This is a genomic window from Micromonospora sp. NPDC048871 (assembly GCF_043198155.1).
Taxonomy (GTDB): domain Bacteria; phylum Actinomycetota; class Actinomycetes; order Mycobacteriales; family Micromonosporaceae; genus Micromonospora.
Genome location: NZ_JBICUM010000007.1, coordinates 176,119 through 192,626, shown reverse-complemented (window position 1 = coordinate 192,626; position 16,508 = coordinate 176,119). Strand labels below are relative to the sequence as shown.

9 protein-coding genes and 2 pseudogenes are annotated in these 16,508 nt (G+C 67.0%); 5 read left to right on the top strand and 6 right to left on the bottom strand.

The genetic code is table 11. The annotated features are described in order from the left end of the window. Window positions 1-112 precede the first annotated feature (112 nt). The 3 genes from ACGFIK_RS18130 to ACGFIK_RS18120 all read left to right on the top strand — a co-directional run bounded on the left by ACGFIK_RS18130 (window position 113) and on the right by ACGFIK_RS18120 (window position 12,037). Window positions 113-583 (top strand): hypothetical protein, encoded by a 471-nt coding sequence (locus tag ACGFIK_RS18130; protein WP_327023833.1) that lies wholly within the window; start codon window positions 113-115, stop codon window positions 581-583. 108 nt (window positions 584-691) lie between these two features. Continuing rightward, window positions 692-11,518 (top strand): LamG-like jellyroll fold domain-containing protein, encoded by a 10,827-nt coding sequence (locus ACGFIK_RS18125; RefSeq protein WP_393340301.1) that lies wholly within the window; start codon window positions 692-694, stop codon window positions 11,516-11,518. 72 nt (window positions 11,519-11,590) lie between these two features. Next, a complete protein-coding gene (locus tag ACGFIK_RS18120) occupies window positions 11,591-12,037 on the top strand; it encodes a DUF4265 domain-containing protein (protein WP_327023835.1) in 447 nt (148 codons plus the stop codon). 140 nt (window positions 12,038-12,177) lie between these two features. Here the strand turns inward: ACGFIK_RS18120 and ACGFIK_RS18115 are convergent. From ACGFIK_RS18115 to ACGFIK_RS18100, 4 genes and pseudogenes are all read right to left on the bottom strand, one after another. Further along, window positions 12,178-12,435: pseudogene (locus ACGFIK_RS18115) on the bottom strand (helix-turn-helix transcriptional regulator); the annotation flags it as partial. A gap of 22 nt (window positions 12,436-12,457) precedes the next feature. Continuing rightward, window positions 12,458-12,616 (bottom strand): annotated as a pseudogene (locus ACGFIK_RS18110) (type II toxin-antitoxin system RelE/ParE family toxin); the annotation flags it as partial. 30 nt (window positions 12,617-12,646) lie between these two features. Continuing rightward, window positions 12,647-12,889: a type II toxin-antitoxin system RelE/ParE family toxin gene (locus ACGFIK_RS18105; RefSeq protein ID WP_357530373.1), complete on the bottom strand. Its 243-nt coding sequence runs from the start codon at window positions 12,887-12,889 to the stop codon at window positions 12,647-12,649. Next, a complete protein-coding gene (locus ACGFIK_RS18100) occupies window positions 12,886-13,185 on the bottom strand; it encodes a type II toxin-antitoxin system Phd/YefM family antitoxin (protein WP_327023838.1) in 300 nt (99 codons plus the stop codon). The genes ACGFIK_RS18105 and ACGFIK_RS18100 overlap by 4 nt, the downstream gene beginning before the upstream one ends. Window positions 13,186-13,336: 151 nt before the next feature. Between ACGFIK_RS18100 and ACGFIK_RS18095 the strand changes: the two genes are divergently transcribed. Together ACGFIK_RS18095 and ACGFIK_RS18090 are read left to right on the top strand one after the other, a co-directional pair. Beyond that, window positions 13,337-13,885, top strand: coding sequence for a transposase (locus tag ACGFIK_RS18095; protein ID WP_327023839.1), 549 nt, complete (start codon window positions 13,337-13,339; stop codon window positions 13,883-13,885). 120 nt (window positions 13,886-14,005) lie between these two features. Then, on the top strand, window positions 14,006-14,266 hold the full coding sequence (locus ACGFIK_RS18090; RefSeq protein ID WP_327023840.1) for a hypothetical protein: 261 nt from the start codon (window positions 14,006-14,008) through the stop codon (window positions 14,264-14,266). A 147-nt stretch (window positions 14,267-14,413) separates the two neighbouring features. Here ACGFIK_RS18090 and ACGFIK_RS18085 read toward each other — a convergent pair whose 3' ends face one another. Continuing rightward, window positions 14,414-15,646, bottom strand: coding sequence for an APC family permease (locus ACGFIK_RS18085; RefSeq protein WP_393340296.1), 1,233 nt, complete (start codon window positions 15,644-15,646; stop codon window positions 14,414-14,416). A 10-nt stretch (window positions 15,647-15,656) separates the two neighbouring features. Further along, a complete protein-coding gene (locus ACGFIK_RS18080; RefSeq protein ID WP_393340369.1) occupies window positions 15,657-16,394 on the bottom strand; it encodes a phosphatase PAP2 family protein in 738 nt (245 codons plus the stop codon). Window positions 16,395-16,508: the final 114 nt, after the last annotated feature.

Genomic DNA, 16,508 nt, shown 5'->3' with positions numbered 1-16,508 from the left:
TGCGGCCGTGCTTGGTGGTGGGGTCGGACGGCGAGCCCGGGTGCGGCAGGTGCCCCGCCGGGGCGGGCCGCCGTGGGGGTTCGTGCCACGTCGGGTGTTGCGTTGGGCCCTGGTGGCGGCCGGTCTCGTGGTGGTGCTGACCGCCGGTTGGCTGCTCTGGCCGGACGACGAACCGCCGCCGCGTCAGCGCGAGTACCGAGCCGAGACCGCCTGCCTGCTCACCGGCGCTCAGGGGGTTGCCTCCCCGGAAGCCAGTCCGGTGTGGAGTGGGATGCAGGAGGCATCTCTCGCAACGCAGGTGAAGGTGCAGTATCTCGAAGTGGACGGTCCGCAGACCGGGCCGCAGGCGGAAACCTTTCTGGCCGGTCTGGTGCAGAACCGCTGCGATGTGATCTTCGCGGTCGGCGCGGCACCGGTCGCCGGAGTGACAAAAATCGCTGCCCGCTATCCCCAGGCGCGTTTTGTTGCGTTCGGCACCATCGAGCCGGGTCGGAATGTGTCGGTTGTGGATGATAGCGACCCGGAAGTGGTGCGGAGACAAGCACATGACCTGGTTGTGGCGCTGACCCGAACGCGCTCCTGAGCTCTCAGGTTTTTTTCAGGATCTGTTCGTTCGGACAGCTTGTCCCATGATCAGCTAGCCACAAAAATTCCCTCGGAATCATCAATATTTACGGGGGAGTGAGCGGCCATGGGCCGATCCTTCAGCAGGGCCGGCCGCCGCTCGGCGCTGGTCGTCGCTGTGATCTTCGGGCTGACCGTCGCGGTACCGCCGGACGTGGTGCGGCCCGGTGGCGAGTTTCCGCTCACCTGGCTGAGTTGGTTCAGACAGCATCCGGCGTGGTCCGCCTCCGCAGCCTTCGTCGGGCTGCCGGTGCAGCAGACGGGTCGGCCGGTGCAGGTCGATCCGCAGGCACCCGCAGCGGCAACCGATGCGCGACGCGGTGCCGGGCGGGCACCGAAGCCTGCCGCCGGCACGCTCGACTCGTATCAGCCACATCAGATCGAGTCCACCCCGGAGCAGACCGGAGTCGCCGAGCCCGGGTTCGACGCCCGCACCAGCAAGCGGGACGCCCGCCGGTCCAGCGCCCGCTCCGACGTCTACGTCAACGCGGACGGGTCGTTCACCAAGCGCACCCACAACCGTCCGGTCAACTACCTGGCCGCCGACGGCACCTGGCAGAAGATCGACTCGGACCTGACCCGTCGGTCCGACGGACGCCTGCACGTCAAGGCGAACCGGCTGAAGCTCTCCGTGGCCGGGGCCCCGTCCGCCGGTGCCGATCGCAGCGCCGCCGCCGGCGCCAGGAGCGGGGCCACCGCCCAGGAAGCGGAACTGGCCCGGCTCACCCTGCCGACCGGCGAGTCCGTCGCCTACCGACTGGAAGGCAGCGCCATCGGCGCCCCCGAGGTCACCGGACCCACCGCCGTCTACCGCGATGTCCTGCCGCACACCGACCTGGAGCTGACCACCTTCGACGCCGGGATCAAGGAAACCCTGATCCTGCGGTCGCCGGAGGCGGCCTCGACCTGGGTGTTCCCCCTGGATCTGGACGGGCTGACGCCACGCCCGACCGCCGAGGGCTCGGTGGAACTGCTCAACAGCGACGGCAAGGCGGTCGCCTGGTTCCCGCACGGGTCGATGCAGGACTCCAAGGTCGACCCGCAGTCCGGGGCACCGGCAGAGTCCTCGGCGGTCAACTTCGAACTGGTGACCGTCGACGGTCAGGTGGCACTGAAGGTCGTCGCCGACTCGACCTGGCTCAACGACCCGGCGCGGGAGTACCCGGTCCGGGTGGACCCGACCACCACCACCGGTACGACCGGCGACGTCTACGTCGACAACGACTCCAGCACGACCAACCACAACGGTGACAACCTGCCGGTCGGCACCTACAACGGTGGCACGGTCAAGGCTCGCTCGTTCATCCACTTCGACGAGTTCGACGATGACGGCCTGATGGGCAAGCGGATCACTGGCGCGAAGCTGAAGCTCTACCACACCTGGTCGTACGACTGCACGTCGCACAAGCCGTTCAACGTCCACCGGGTCAACGAGGCGTGGACGGTGGCGAACCTGACCACCGGAAGCTACCCCGGCCCGGCGATCTCGTCGTCGATCGGATCGCTGACGATCACCGACAACTACCCGGCCTGTACGAACACCAACGCGGTCCGCAGCACCGGCAAGTGGGTCACCGTGCCGCTCGCCGTCGACACCTTCAACGACTGGTCGACGGGCGGGATGAACGAGGGCCTGGCGCTGACCGCCTCGGTGACCGACTCGACCGCCTGGAAGCGCTTCACCGCCGCCAACTACTCCGCCGGTGCGTACAAGCCGTACCTGGAGTTGACCTACTCCAACAACGTCGCGCCGCAGATCAACCTGCGCTACCCGGGCAACAACGCGGTGGTCAACACCCTCACCCCGCAACTGCTCTCGCGGGCGGTCGACTCGGACAAGTGGCCCAACAAGGGCTTCACCTACAACTACGTCATCACCGACGCCGCGACCAACGCGGCCGTGGTGAACTCGGGATGGGTGAGCAGCCCGACCTGGACGGTGCCCGCCGGCAAGCTGGCGTGGAACAAGACATATCTGTACACCGTCCGGGTGTACGACAAGGTCAGCTACAGCGCGGTCTATCCCGCGTACGCGTTCACCACCTCCGTACCGCAGCCGCTGCTCACCACGAACCTCGCGCAGAACGCCGGTAAGGGCTTCGACCCGAGCGTCGGCAACTACACCACCTCGGCCACCGACGCCAGCATCAGCACAGTCGGGCCTTCGCTTTCGGTGACCCGTAGCTACAACAGCCTGGACACCCGCCGCGACAACGCCTTCGGCGCCGGCTGGTCGAGCCTGGTCGACGTGCGGGCGACCCAGGTCAAGGACGTCGCCGGCAGCGTGCAGTCGGTGCTGGTCACCTATCCCACCGGCCAGGACGTCGCCTTCGGTCGCAACGCCAACGGCACCTTCAGCCCGCCGTCCGGCCGGTTCGCCACCTTCGTCGAGACCAAGGATTCCGGCGGCACGGTCACCGGCTACACCCTGACCGACAAGGACGCCACGGTCTACACGTTCGGCCGGGCGACCGGCACCGGGGTATTCAAGGTCACCCGGATCGCCGACGCCAACGGCCGGGCGATGACCTTCTCCTACGACAGCTCGGCGAATCTGATCACAGCGACATCGGCCTCCGGCCGCTCGTTGCACTTCACCTGGTCGACTCCGGCCGGGTCGACCAAGCCGCATGTCGCCACGGTCTACACCGACCCGGCCGTGCCCGGCGACCCGAACACGATCGCCACCTGGACGTACAGCTACGGCGCCAACGACCAGCTGACCAGGGTGTGCCCGCCGACGGACCACACCAACTGCACCACCTATCAGCAGGACACCACCTCCCAGTACGCCAACGCGGTGCTCAACGCGGGCCCGTACTCGTACTGGCGACTGGACGAGGGTGCCGGGGCGACCACCGCGGTCAGCGAGGTGCTGAGCAACGCGGGAGTCGACAACGCCCGGTACACCAACGTGACCCTCGGTCAGCCGGCCGCGCTGCCCGGCTCGACCGCGACCACCGCGACCTTCAACGGCACCAGCTCACACGTCCAACTGCCCGGGAAGCTGGTCGCCGACGGGCAGTACCAGTCGATCAGCATGTGGTTCAAGACGAGCACCCCGAACGGTGTGCTCTTCAGCTACCAGGCCGACGCGATCAGCAAGGGCACCACCGCCGGCAACTACACCCCGTCGCTCTACATCGGCAGTGACGGCAAGCTGCGCGGCGGATTCTGGACCGGCAGCGTCGCGACGATCACCACGGACGTCGCGGTCACCGACGGCGCCTGGCATCACGTGGTGCTGGCCGGTGCCGGTAACGTGCAGCGGCTCTATCTCGACGGCGCGCTCAAGGGCACCCTGAACGGGACGATCGCCCAGATCGCCGGCGGGTCGGCGAACGTGCTTGTCGGCGCGGGCTTCGTCGGCGGCTCCTGGCCGACGCACGTCAACTCCGGTGCCAACCCGGCCAAGGCGACCTACTTCAACGGCTCCATCGCCGAGGTCGCGTTCTTCAACCAGGCCCTGACCGCCACCACCGCCGCCGAACTCAACAGCGTCGGTCGGACCAGCCATCCGGTCCTCAGCAAGGTGGTCCGCCCGTCGGGCGGGGTCACGGCCGAGATCGGCTACGACAAGGTCAGCGGCCGAGTCGCCACGGTCACCGACGAGAACGGCGGGGTGTGGCAGCTGGGCAGCCCGACCGTCTCCGGCAGCAGCGACGTCTACGCGGCCTCGGTGCTCGGCGCCAAGCCGGCGGACTACTGGCGCCTCGGCGAGATCGAGGTGACGGACGCGGTCAACGAGGTGCAGGGTGGTACGGCCACCTACCACCAGGTCACCCTCGGGGTGGCCGGTCCGTTCAGCGACAGCAAGGCCGGATCGTTCAACGGCACCTCCTCGCATCTGGTGCTGCCGCCCGAGGACATGCCCACCACCGGCCCCAACTCCATCGAGATGTGGTTCAAGATGCCGTCCGGCAACAACAAGGGCGGCGTCCTCTACAGCTACCAGGCCAGCCCGATCAACGACCCGTCGGTGACCGGCAACTGGACCCCGTCGCTCTATGTCGGCACCGATGGGAAGCTGCGTGGCGGGTTCTGGACCGGCAGTCCCACCCGGGTGATCACCAGCCCGATAGCCGTCAACGACAACAAGTGGCATCACGTGGTGCTCTCCGCCGCCAGCAACACCCAGTCGCTCTACCTGGACGGCATCTCCATCGGCAAGCTTGACTACGAGCTCGTCACCACCGATGCCGTCAACGCGTACGTCGGAGCGGGCAAGTGGGCCGGCAACTGGCCCATGCACGGCACCGGGGACGTCGGCTACTTCCCCGGCTCGATCGCCGAGGTGGCGTTCTACCGTTCGCAGCTCTCCGCCGAGCAGGTGGCCACGCACTTCCTGGCGTCGAAGCAGACCGCCCCGGTCGCGGTGACCATGATCTCCGGGGTCGCCACCGCCTTCCCGATGCCGGTCTCCACGATCACCGTGACCGGGCCGACCGGTGAGACCACCTCCTACACCTACGACCTGGTCAACGGCCACCGGCTGGTGGCCCAGACCGACGGGTTGGGCAACACCACGAAGTTCGGCTACGACGTCGGCGGTTACGGAAACCTCACCTACGATCCGCGCGGCGTCTGGACCCAGGAACTGCAAGACGCCCGGGGTAACACCAAACAGGTCATCACCTGCCAGGACCAGTCCGCCGGCAAATGCTCGTCGGTCTACTACACCTATTTCCCGGACGCGACGACCACCACCCTCACCCCGGACGCCCGCAACGATCTGATGCTGACCCTGCGCGACGGCCGGTCGGCGTCGGAGACCGACAACACCTACCTGACCAGCTACGACTACGACACCAAGGGCAACCAGACCAGCATCACCGATCCGCTCGGCCGGGTCACCCGCATGACGTACACCGACGGCACCACGGTGGCGGCCAAGGACGGCGGTTTCGCGCCGCCCGGCCTGCCGGCCACGGTGACCACGCCGGGCGGGCAGATCCAGCAGATCATCTACTACGCCAGCGGTGACATCGCCGAGCTCATCGAACCCGGCGGCAAGATCACCCGATACACGTACGACGGCCTCGGGCAGCTGCTCACCGAGACCGAGGTGACCGACACCCATCCCAGCGGGCTCGTCACCAGTCGGACGTACGACCTGCTCGGTCGGGAGATCACCGAAACCGAGCCCGCCGTGACCAACCGGGTCACCGGCGCGGTGCACACCGCCCACACCAGCACCACCTACGACGTGGACGGCAACATCACCGAGGTCACGGTCAGCGACCTGACCGGCGGCGACGCACCGCGTACGACCAGGCACACCTTCAACGCGTACGGGCAGGAGGTGTCGGTCACCAACGCGGCGAACCAGACCACCCAGTTCGCGTACGACCTGTACGGCCGGATCGTCACCGAGACCGAACCGGACGGCGGGGTCACCACCAGCACCTACGACGTCGAGGGCAACCTGCTCACTTCGACGGTGGTCGGCTTCACCGGCGACCCGAACAACCCTTCCGCGCCCCGCGATCTGGTCACCACCCAGCGGTCCTACGACCCGGCGGGTCGACTGGCCCGCGAGGTCGACTCGATGAACTGGGAGACCCGCTACACCTACACCGACAACGGTCTTGAGGCGCGGGTGGTACGCGCCGACAACGCGGGCAACGAGTTCCTGATCGAGGAGAACTTCTACGACGCGGCCGGCAATGTGGTGCGGGAGGTGACGAACAACGGTCACACCACCACCACGACCACCTACGACGCGGCCGGCCGGACGATCTCCACGACGGTGGACCCGGACGGGCTGAAGCGAACCACCACCCTGACCTACGACGCCGACGACAACGTGGTCTCCACCGTCTCCACCGGCGCGGACGGCACGCCCACCAGCATCTCCGAGGCGATGTACGACAACGCCGGACGGGCGATCGCCGAGACCGAGTACACCTCCACCGCCCTGACGCCGGTGGCCCGGTGGAAGCTCGCCGAGACCGGGGGGACGACGGCGGCCGACTCCGTCGGCAACAGCCCCGCTACCGCGCTCGGTGGCGTCACCTGGTCCACCGACCGTGGTGGCTCGGCCGTGTTCGACGGCACCACCGGATACCTCAAGTCCGGCCCGGTCGTGGACACCACCCGGGCGTATTCGGTCACCGCCTGGGTGAAGCTCGCCTCGAAGAACGCCGCCCTGGGGGACGAACAACTCGTCTTCTCCGCGCCGGGCGCGATCGGCAACTCCGCACTCAAGGTCTTCTACTCGCCGGTCAGCGACCGGTGGTATGCCGCCATGTCGGTCCGCAAGGCCGACGGCACCACCACCTGGTTCGGCGGCGGCGGTCCGCACGGGTCCGCGGTGATGGGTACCTGGACGCACCTGACCCTCGCGGTGGATTCCGTCGGCAAGACGATGCGGCTCTACGCCGACGGTGTGCTGCAAACCACGGTGAACATCACCGAGAGCCTCAACAACGTGTCGACCGCCTTCACCATCGGTGGCGCCGACGGCTTCGGTTGGTTTCCCGGCTCGATCAGTGATGTGCAGGCGTACCAGAAGGCGCTCTCCGCCACCGAGATCGGGCAGGTCAGGACCGGCGCGGTGCCGGCGGCGGACGCGCAGGTCATCCGGACCTCGCAGACCCTGGACTTCGACGGCCTGCCCACCTCCGTCACCGACCCGAACGGCAACACCACCTACTACGGGTACGACGAGGAAGGCCGGGCGGTGAAGACCACCTCTCCGGCGGCCCTGGTCGAGCAGGCCGGGCAGCTTTCGACGATGGCCAACGCGGTCAGCTGGGTCGGCTACAACACGTTCGACGAGCCGACCGACACCCGCGACGCCAACGGCAACTGGTCGGTGGTGGAGTACGACGCGGTCGGCCGGGTGGTGGCCGAGCAGGCCCCGGCGTACACGCCGCCGGGTTCGTCGACCCCGATCGTCCCGCGAACCACCCAGGCGTACGACACGGCTGGGCAGCTCGTCTCCGTGACGGACCCGGCGGGCCGGGTGACCCGCTACGAGTACGACCAACTCGGCCGGGTCTCCAGGACGATCGCGCCGAACGATGGTGCGAGCACCTACACCTACGACGACCTGGGCAACATGCTGTCGTCCACCGACCCGACCGGAGCGGTCACCACCGCGACGTACGACTACCTCGGTCGGACGGTCACCACGACGGAGGTCGTGCGGCAGCAGGGCACGAACCACACCACCCACTACGCCTACAACGCGCAGGGCTGGCCGTCGGTGGTCACCAGCGCGACCGGCGTGACCAGCAGCACCGAGTACAACGTGCTCGGTGAGCCGACCTCGGTGCTCGACGGCGCCAACAACCGGACCCGCTACGAGTACGACGCGGAGGGCCGGACGACCAGGAGCATCCGGCCGGACGGCTCGTACTCCACCGTCGAGTACGACCTGGCCGGGCGGGCGATCCGTACGACCGAGCGCGCCGCAGGCGGGGCTCTGCTCTCCGAGCAGGTGGCCCGCTACGACCGGGCCGGCAACATGGTGTCCAGCACGGACGCGCGTGGCACCACCACCACCTTCGAGTACGACGCGACGGGCGTGCTGACCAAGCAGATCCAGCCGATCTCCGGATCGGATTCGATCGTCACCACGTTCGGCTACGACCTGGAAGGCAACCGCACCCGGTTCACCGACGGGCGGGGCAACGCCTTCTACACGACGTACAACTCGTGGGGGCTTCCCGAGTCGCAGATCGAACCGGCCACCAGCGCCCACCCGAACCCGGCCGACCGCACCTTCACCATCGAGTACGACCGCAGCGGCCTGCCGGTGCAGCAGATCCTGCCCGGCGGGGTCACGGTGACCAACTCGTACGACGACTCGGGCCAGCTGATCCGGCAGTCCGGCGCCGGTGCCGAGGTGCAAACCGAGGACCGGGAGTTCGGCTACGACCTGGCCGGCCGGATGACCTCGCTGTCCGGTCCCGGCGGCACCAACACGATCAGCTACGACGACCGCGATCTGCCGGTGTCGGTGACCGGTCCCTCCGGGAACTCGGCGTTCGGTTACGACGCCGACGGGCGCCTCGCCTCCCGGCAGGACGCGGCCGGCACCACCTCCTACGGGTACGACGTCGCGGGACGGCTCTCGACGCTGGCCAACCCGACGGCCGGCGTGCAGATGGCCTACACCTACAACACGCTGTCCCAGGTCACGAAGATCACGTACGGCTCGAACGGCAACACGCGCAACTTCACCTTCGACCCGCTGCGCCGGCTCACCGGCGACGAACTGAAGTCGCCGTCCGGGGCCTCGCTGGCGAAGATCTCGTACGACTGGGACCTCAACGGCAACATCATCGCCAAGACCACGACCGGCTTCGCCGGTTCGGCGGCGAACACCTACACCTACGACCTCGCTGACCGGCTGACCTCGTGGAACAACGGCAGCGCGATCACGGTGTACGCGTACGACAAGTCTGGTAACCGGGTGCAGAACGGCAGCAAGCTGTTCACCTACGACCAGCGCAACCGGCTGATCAACGCCGACGGTGCCGGATACACCTACACCGCTCGCGGCACCCTGGCCCAGGCCGGCGGCAACATCACCCGTACCGACGCGTTCGGGCAGGTGATCGAGCAGCAGTCCGCGGGCGGCACGCAGACCTACACGTACGACGGTCTCGGTCGGGCGATGCGGCCCGGCCACTCGTACACCGGTCTCGGCAACGACCTGGCCGCCGACGCCTCCGCGAGTTACGTGCGTGGGCCGTCCGGTGAGGTGGTCGGTGCCGCCTCCGGCGGTGACAAGCGGCTGGTCTGGACCGACCTGCACAGCGACGTGGTCGGCCAGTTCAGCCCGACCGGTACGGCACTGACCGGCTCGGTCACCTACGACCCGCTCGGCAAGGTGCTGACCACGGTCGGTCTGCTGGGGCAGCTCGGCTACCAGTCGGAGTGGACCGACGCGCTGACCAACCGGGTGAACATGCACGCCCGCTGGTACAACACCGACACCGGGCAGTTCGACACCCGGGACACGGCCAACAACAGCCCGGTCCCGGACTCGATCAACGCCAACCGCTACCAGTACGGCGACGCGAACCCGCTGATCGTCACCGACCCCACCGGGCACTGGGGCCTGGGAAGCCTCAAGAAGTCCTTCTCCCGGGCGGTCAGCTCGGTCTCCTCGACGGTGCGTTCGGCGTACTCGTACACCTCGTCGTACGCCTCCAGCGCCTACTCGTACGCCTCGTCGGCGTATCGGTCGGCCAAGTCGACGGTGACCAAGACGGTGACGAAGGCGAAGACCACCGTCAAGAAGAAGGTCCAACAGGCAAAACGCAAATACACCCAGGTCAAACAGCAGGTCAAGAAGAAGTACAACCAGGTCAAACGCACCGTCAAGAAGAAGTACGAGGCGGCCAAGAAACACGTCACCAAGAAGGTCGCCCAGGTCAAGAAGAAGGCCAAGCAGGCGGTCGCGAAGGCGAAACAGGCTGGCAAGAAGGTCGCGGCCAAGGCGCAGCGAACCGTCAAGAAGGCCGTCAGCCAGGTACGTGACGCCACGAACGCGGCCAAGAAGTGGGTCAAGGACCACAAGGACGTCCTGCTGGAGGTCGCCGCGATCAGTGGTGCGATCCTCGCCGGTATCGCCTGCACGGCAGTGACTGCGGGTGCGGGTGCGGTGGCCTGCATGGTGGGTGCCGGGGCGTTGATCAACCTGGCGAAGGATGCGGCGCAGGGCGATATCCACAGTATTGGTGACGCGTTGGGTTCGCTGGGCACCGGTGCGGTCACCGGTTTGGTCGGTGGTGCTGGTGGTGCGATCGCGGCCAAGGTCGGTGCGGCGGTGGCGAAGAAGGCTGGCACGGGTCTGTTGGGTCGGTTGGCGACGGAGTCGGCTGAGGCTGGTGTCGAGGACGCGATGTCGCAGCTGGCGATGACGGGGAGTTACAACCCGCGTGCGACGGCGGAGAACATGGTGCCGGGTCTGGGTGCGTTGAACCGTAAGAGCGGTGGTGGCGCGCGTAGTGGTGGTGCGGTCGCCGGCGGCTCCGGTGGTGGCGGGTTTGGTATTTCGGTCGGTGGTGTTGGTGCGTCGTGTTCGACGTCGGGTCGTCGGCACAGTTTTGATCCGAAGACGCCGGTGTTGATGGCTGATGGCAGTAGTCGGCCGATCGAGGATGTCAACGTCGGTGACAAGGTCATGGCCACCGATCCGGTGGCGGGTGGGTCGGTGCCGAAGCAGGTCACCCAGTTGCATCGCAACCTCGACGAGGATCTGACCGATCTGACGGTGAAGGATCAGGACGGGAAGGTGACGAAGGTCGAGACGACCTGGCATCACCCGTTCTGGAACGCCTCGGAGCGGAAGTGGACCGACGCCAAGGACCTGAAGCCGGGTACGAAGCTGCTGGTCAAGGGCCAGGGCGCGGTCACCGTCGTGGCGGTGCTCAACAAGCTCGGCCTCGAAGAGATGCGCGACCTCACCGTCGCCGACATCCACACGTACTACATCGTCATCGACGACCAACCCGTCCTCGTCCACAACATCAATAAGCCGCGGTCGGATATATGTGGGCCCCGAAGTGAGCCTATCTATGACATCCCAGGAGGATCGAGTGGTGGCCTAGGGGCTCGTGAGGAAATTCCGAAACCAATGCTTAAGGCTTACAACATCGGCGTCCAGGCTGATGCCACTAAGCCGACTCCCTTGTGTTCCTACTGCAGGCAAAACCCGGCGCAGGCTGTCGATCATGTCGAGCCGAGAATTCATGGCGGCGATCTGACTGATCAAAATACGACACCGATTTGCACGAAGTGCAATAGCTCAAAGCGTGATGGGATGGTGCCGTATAATCCTCCAGCGGGATTCACGGGCACGTGGCCACCGGCACACTGGCCGGCTAGGATGACTCAGGAGTGGTTCCTGCTACATGCAGGCCGGGGCAAGAAATGAGGGTGTGTGACAGACGCGATATATGTGAATCATGTCGAACCATTCGGCCGAGATGCTCCGTATCACATTGCCATGGTCGATCTGACTTACTCCGGTCTTCCTGGTCAACTCGAACAGGTCTGGCTGAACCCCTTGGGTGACCATTTTCGGGTCGCGTGTATACCGTTCTGTGCCTACGGTCTGGCATACCTGGATGAGGTTGTCCTCGATCCAGATGGTGTCTTTGTCCGTGAAGTTGTAGGCCTGTCCGGCAACCGCGTCCTTCGCGCACTAGTACACGAGCGGCGCGAAGGTTGTGACGTCAATCCGGATAGTGTTTGCGAGTCTCTCACGGCAATTGCTTCCAATCTGGGGATAGGCATGGAAATGCATGGCGATCGTTTCCTTGCTTTTGACGTGCCGCGTGGCGCGGATGTTCGAAGTCTTGTTGATGCGATGGCCTCCTGGGCAAACCGAAAGGCTCTCCATTACGAGTGGAGTGATGTTCGGAGTTTCGCCTATTCGCGCAGCTCCGGTTGACGGATATGCTGGTTCATCTGCCTGTCTGAGTTCTGCGCTCGGTGACATTGGGTGTTTGCGAAGAACCAGGACGGGAAGGTGACGAAGGTCGAGACGACCTGGCATCGGTCCGGCGAAGATTGGGCTATCTCGGTAAGCAGGAATGCCGGCCGATGAGGGCGGGCGTGTGCTCGTGCGACGTAGCGGGCGACGACGTCTTGGCCCGAGAACTCGCCTTGTTCGATCTGGAAGACTCGGCCTCTGGTGACGCCCATGCGGTCGGCGGTCTGCTGTTGAGTTAGGCCGCGGGCGCGGCGTACCTCGGCGAGGTGGTGTCCGACCACGGTGGCGAGTAGTTCCCGCTTGCCGTCTTCGACGGACTGCTCGCCGCCGGCGCGCTCGACGTGAGCGGCGCGGATGTCGCTCCAGCGTGCGTAGCGCTCATGGCTGTCGGCTCTCCTCCTTGGCGCGTTCCTTCAGGTAGATCTCGTAGCGTTGCTCGGCCAGGGGGATCGCTTCGGTGTACCACTGCTGCCAGCGTCCGGCCTTGTCTCCGGCGACGAGCAGGATGCTGGAGCGCCAGGGGTCGAAGGCGAACAGGGCCAGACAAGGCCACGGGAACCGTGTGGCTTAGGTGTAGACGTCCTTGCGGTGCCCGACGGCGTGGATGGTCAACTCGTCGCGGTCGAGGCGGTAGAGGATCCGGTAGTCACCGACGCGCAGCCGACGCCCGGATCCGTCGCGCATCTCGGTCGAGTTCTGTGGCACAGGGTCGGAGACCAAGCCGAGGATTGCGCTCAGGACGGTCAGGAACACGTTGCGTGGCTGCTTGTGCAGCCAGACCAGCACGTCCCGGTCGATTTGAACCTTCACGCCGCCTCACCATTGGCCCGGTCAGCCAGCAGCGCCTCCACCTCACGAGGATCAACCCCGAGCGACTCCAAAGCCGCCGACAGCGGCACGAACTGTCCCTCGGCACGGGAACGAGCGATCACCGCAGCGTCCCTATGGTCCCGGAACGCCTCGATCTCCTCCCACTCGTCGATGCCGACCAGCACGGCGACAGGCCGTTCGTACTTCGTGATGATGACCGGCTCACCGGTGCGCTCAACCCCGTCCAACACACGACCCGCGCCATCACGGAACTCCCGCAGCGTAATCCTCATCATGTACCGCACTGTACCACGCGGTACCGCTTCGCCTCCGTCACGGAAAGCAGCACAGCTCCCCAGACGTAACCCAGCAGCCCGCCACCGACAGGGATCCCGGGCCTGTCTCGCCAACTGGAAGGCCAGCACCGATCCCGACTTCACGACCAAGATGCGCCGGATCCTGGACCTCTACGACCACCCACCCGTCGGCGGCAGGGTGATTTGCGTCGACGAATTCGGGCCGCTGAACCTGCAACCACGCCCCGGCCGGGCCTGGCGATTCCAGGGACAGCCGGCACGGCTGCGCGCCACCTACACCCGCGACCAGGGCGTTCGGCACATGATCGCCGCCCTCGACCTGGCCACCGGCCGCCTGCACTACCGCATCCGCGATCGCAAACGCTGGCGCGAGTTCCTCCGTTTCCTCAAGACCCTGCGCCGCCGCTGGCCCGACCAGAAGCTCTCTCTGATCTGCGACAACTTCTCCCCGCACTGGATCGAAGCCGAGTTCGCCGCAGTGCGCTACTTCGCTCTCAACGCAATCGACCACCGCAGCCACACGGAGCAGGACGCCGCCATCGGCGGCTACATCCGCTGGCGCAACCAGCGAGCCCGACCGAAATCCGGATTTGCCGCCGGCTCCAAGATCCGCCACCCGGATTACCCGTATTGGCCGGATGGTCAGGATGGCATAAGAAGCTGGAGTTCGGATGACTAGTTAATTCTCATCGCGTGTGCTTCACGTTGAACCTCACGACCGCCAAATTCCTGAGAGGATGCTGAAATGTCTCCGGATACAACCGCCAGTCTACCTGCATGTGGCATTTGTGGTCAGCCGATGGCTGACGACCATGGCGAGCATGTGGATAGAAGTGGGGTTGGAGGGAGGGTCGAGTATGTCGTGGTTGGTAAACGTGGCGGGATCGCGGAATTCCGTGAGGTGGGCGACTCCAGAATCCGGAAGACGGACGCCGAAGTTCTGGCGTATCAATTGGGGGTAGAGCAGTCGAGCCTGCTCGGATGCCGCTTCAGTTGCTGGGTGGAACCTGCGGAATATGGCGTCATTCGGAGTGATTTTCAGTTGGTTGAAGATGCCTGAGGCGAATAGGTAGCGGGACTTGGGAACAGCAGTACGAGGTGACCGGCGGAGGTCGGATCTGGTGCCTCGTCGACGACGAGCGCCGTACGGTCTGGCTCACGTATGTCGGCACCGGCCATCCGCGTGAGACGGAGTGACCGGGCTGGTTCAGCGGCGTGCTGCGCGTAGGGCGTACCAGGCTGAGCCGAGGGCGAGGACGCCGAAACCGGCGAGCACGCTGCCCAGCGGCAGGTTGACCGCGAGCAGGATGCAGCCGACCAGACCGGCCCCGGCCAGGGCCTGCACCGACAGCGTCCGGGCCGGGTCCCGGCCGAGGGTCAATGCCGCTGCGTTGGTGATTGCGTAGTAGACGAGCACGGTGACGCTGGAGAAGCCGATCGCGCCCCGTACGTCGGCCAGCGCCACCACCAGGATCACCACGGCTGCCACGGCCAGTTCGGCGCGGTGCGGCACCCGGCGTACGGGGTGCACGGCAGCCAGGGCGGCGGGTAGGTCGCGGCGGCGGGCCATCGCCAGGGTGGTACGCCCGACCCCGGCCACCAGGGACAGCAGCACCCCGGTCACCGCGACCGTGGCCCCGGCGCGGACCACCCAGTCCAGGCCGGGCAGCCCGGCGGCGGTCACCACCTCGGCCAGCGGTGCGGCCGAGGCGGCGAGCCGATCCGGACCGAGCACCCCGAGGGCGATCACGGCCAGTACCAGGTAGATGACCAGCACCAGGCCGAGGGCCAGCGGCACCGCGCGGGGGATGGTGCGTTCGGGGTCGCGTACCTCCTCGCCGAGGGTGGCGATGCGCGCGTACCCGGCGAAGGCGAAGAAGAGCAGGCCGGCGGCGGCTAGGACGCCCCGGGCGGAGCCGCCGGGGGCGTCGATCCGGGCGATGGAGACCTCGGTCGCCCCGGCCACCGCGACCAGGGCGAGCACTCCCAGCACGACCAGCACCAGGATGCGGGTGGCGGTGGCGGTCTTGGCGATGCCGCGCAGGTTCACCCCGGTCACCGCGAGGACGGCGGCGACGGCGACGAGCCGGGCCTGCCCCGGCCAGAGGTACGCCCCGATGGTCAGTGCCATCGCCGCGCAGCTGGCCGTCTTGCCGACCACGAACCCCCAGCCCGCTAGGAAGCCGGCGAACGGGCCGAGCCGTTCCCGGCCGTACACATAGGTGCCGCCGGATTCGGGGTAGCGGGCCGCCAGCCGGGCCGAACTTGTCGCGTTGCAGAAGGCGACGAATCCGGCCAGGGCCAGTGCCACCAGCAGGCCTAGGCCACCGGCCGTCGCCGCTGCCGGGGCGAAGACCACGAAGACCCCCGCGCCGAGCATCGACCCCAGACCGATGATCACGGCATCGGGTACGCCCAACCGGCGCGCCAACTGGTCCACCTGCCGCAGCCTAGACAGGCTTGGTGAACGGCTGGTCCCAACGCCGGAACCGGGCGGGTAGCGGCAGGTCGTCCCAGGGCACCCGGTGCAGGATGCGGTCCAGCAGCAGCCCCAGCATCAGCCCGGCCACCGAGTCGCTCAGCCAGTGCCAGCCCAGGTAGGTGGTCGTGCACAGCACCACGGTCGGCGGAACGATCCGGATCGCCAGCACCACCCGGTGCGGCAGCCTCCGGCCCAGGTCAGCCAGCAGGAGGGCTAGCAGCAGCGCGATGACGCCGTACCAGACGATCGCGTTGGCCACATGTCCGGAGGGGTACGACTGGGCGAACCGGACCGGCAGGTCCTCCTGGAACAGCGGGAGGGTCTGCTCCGGTGGCAGGAAGGGTTCCTTGATGCTGGCGCTCGGTGCCGGTCGGGCCGTCCACACCTTCAACGGTCCGATGGTGAGGTAGGTCAGCGCGAAGGCCACCACCGGAACCAGCAGTGGGCGTACCGAGCGCAGTCGGCGGGCCAGTAGCACCGACAGGCCGACCGCGATCAGGGTCAGCGGGGTGCCCTGGCCCAGGTAGTTGAGGATGACCGCGGTCCACCAGGCGGCGGTCGGCCGATTCGCCTCGGCCCAGTCGGCGACCCACCGGTCGATGCCGAAGAACCAGCCGGCGGCCAGGGCCCCGGTCAGCCCGACGAGGGCGACCAGCAGCAGCGCGTCGAACCACCAGCCGGCCGGTCGGACCGGCATCAGCCGCACCTTGCGCCGTACCGTCGGGGTTTCTCGCACCCGATCACGCTACCGGCCCGGGGCGGCGGCCGGGTTCAGGCGGTGATCGGGGTGACTGTGTGCCCAGCCACGCCGGGAAGCGTT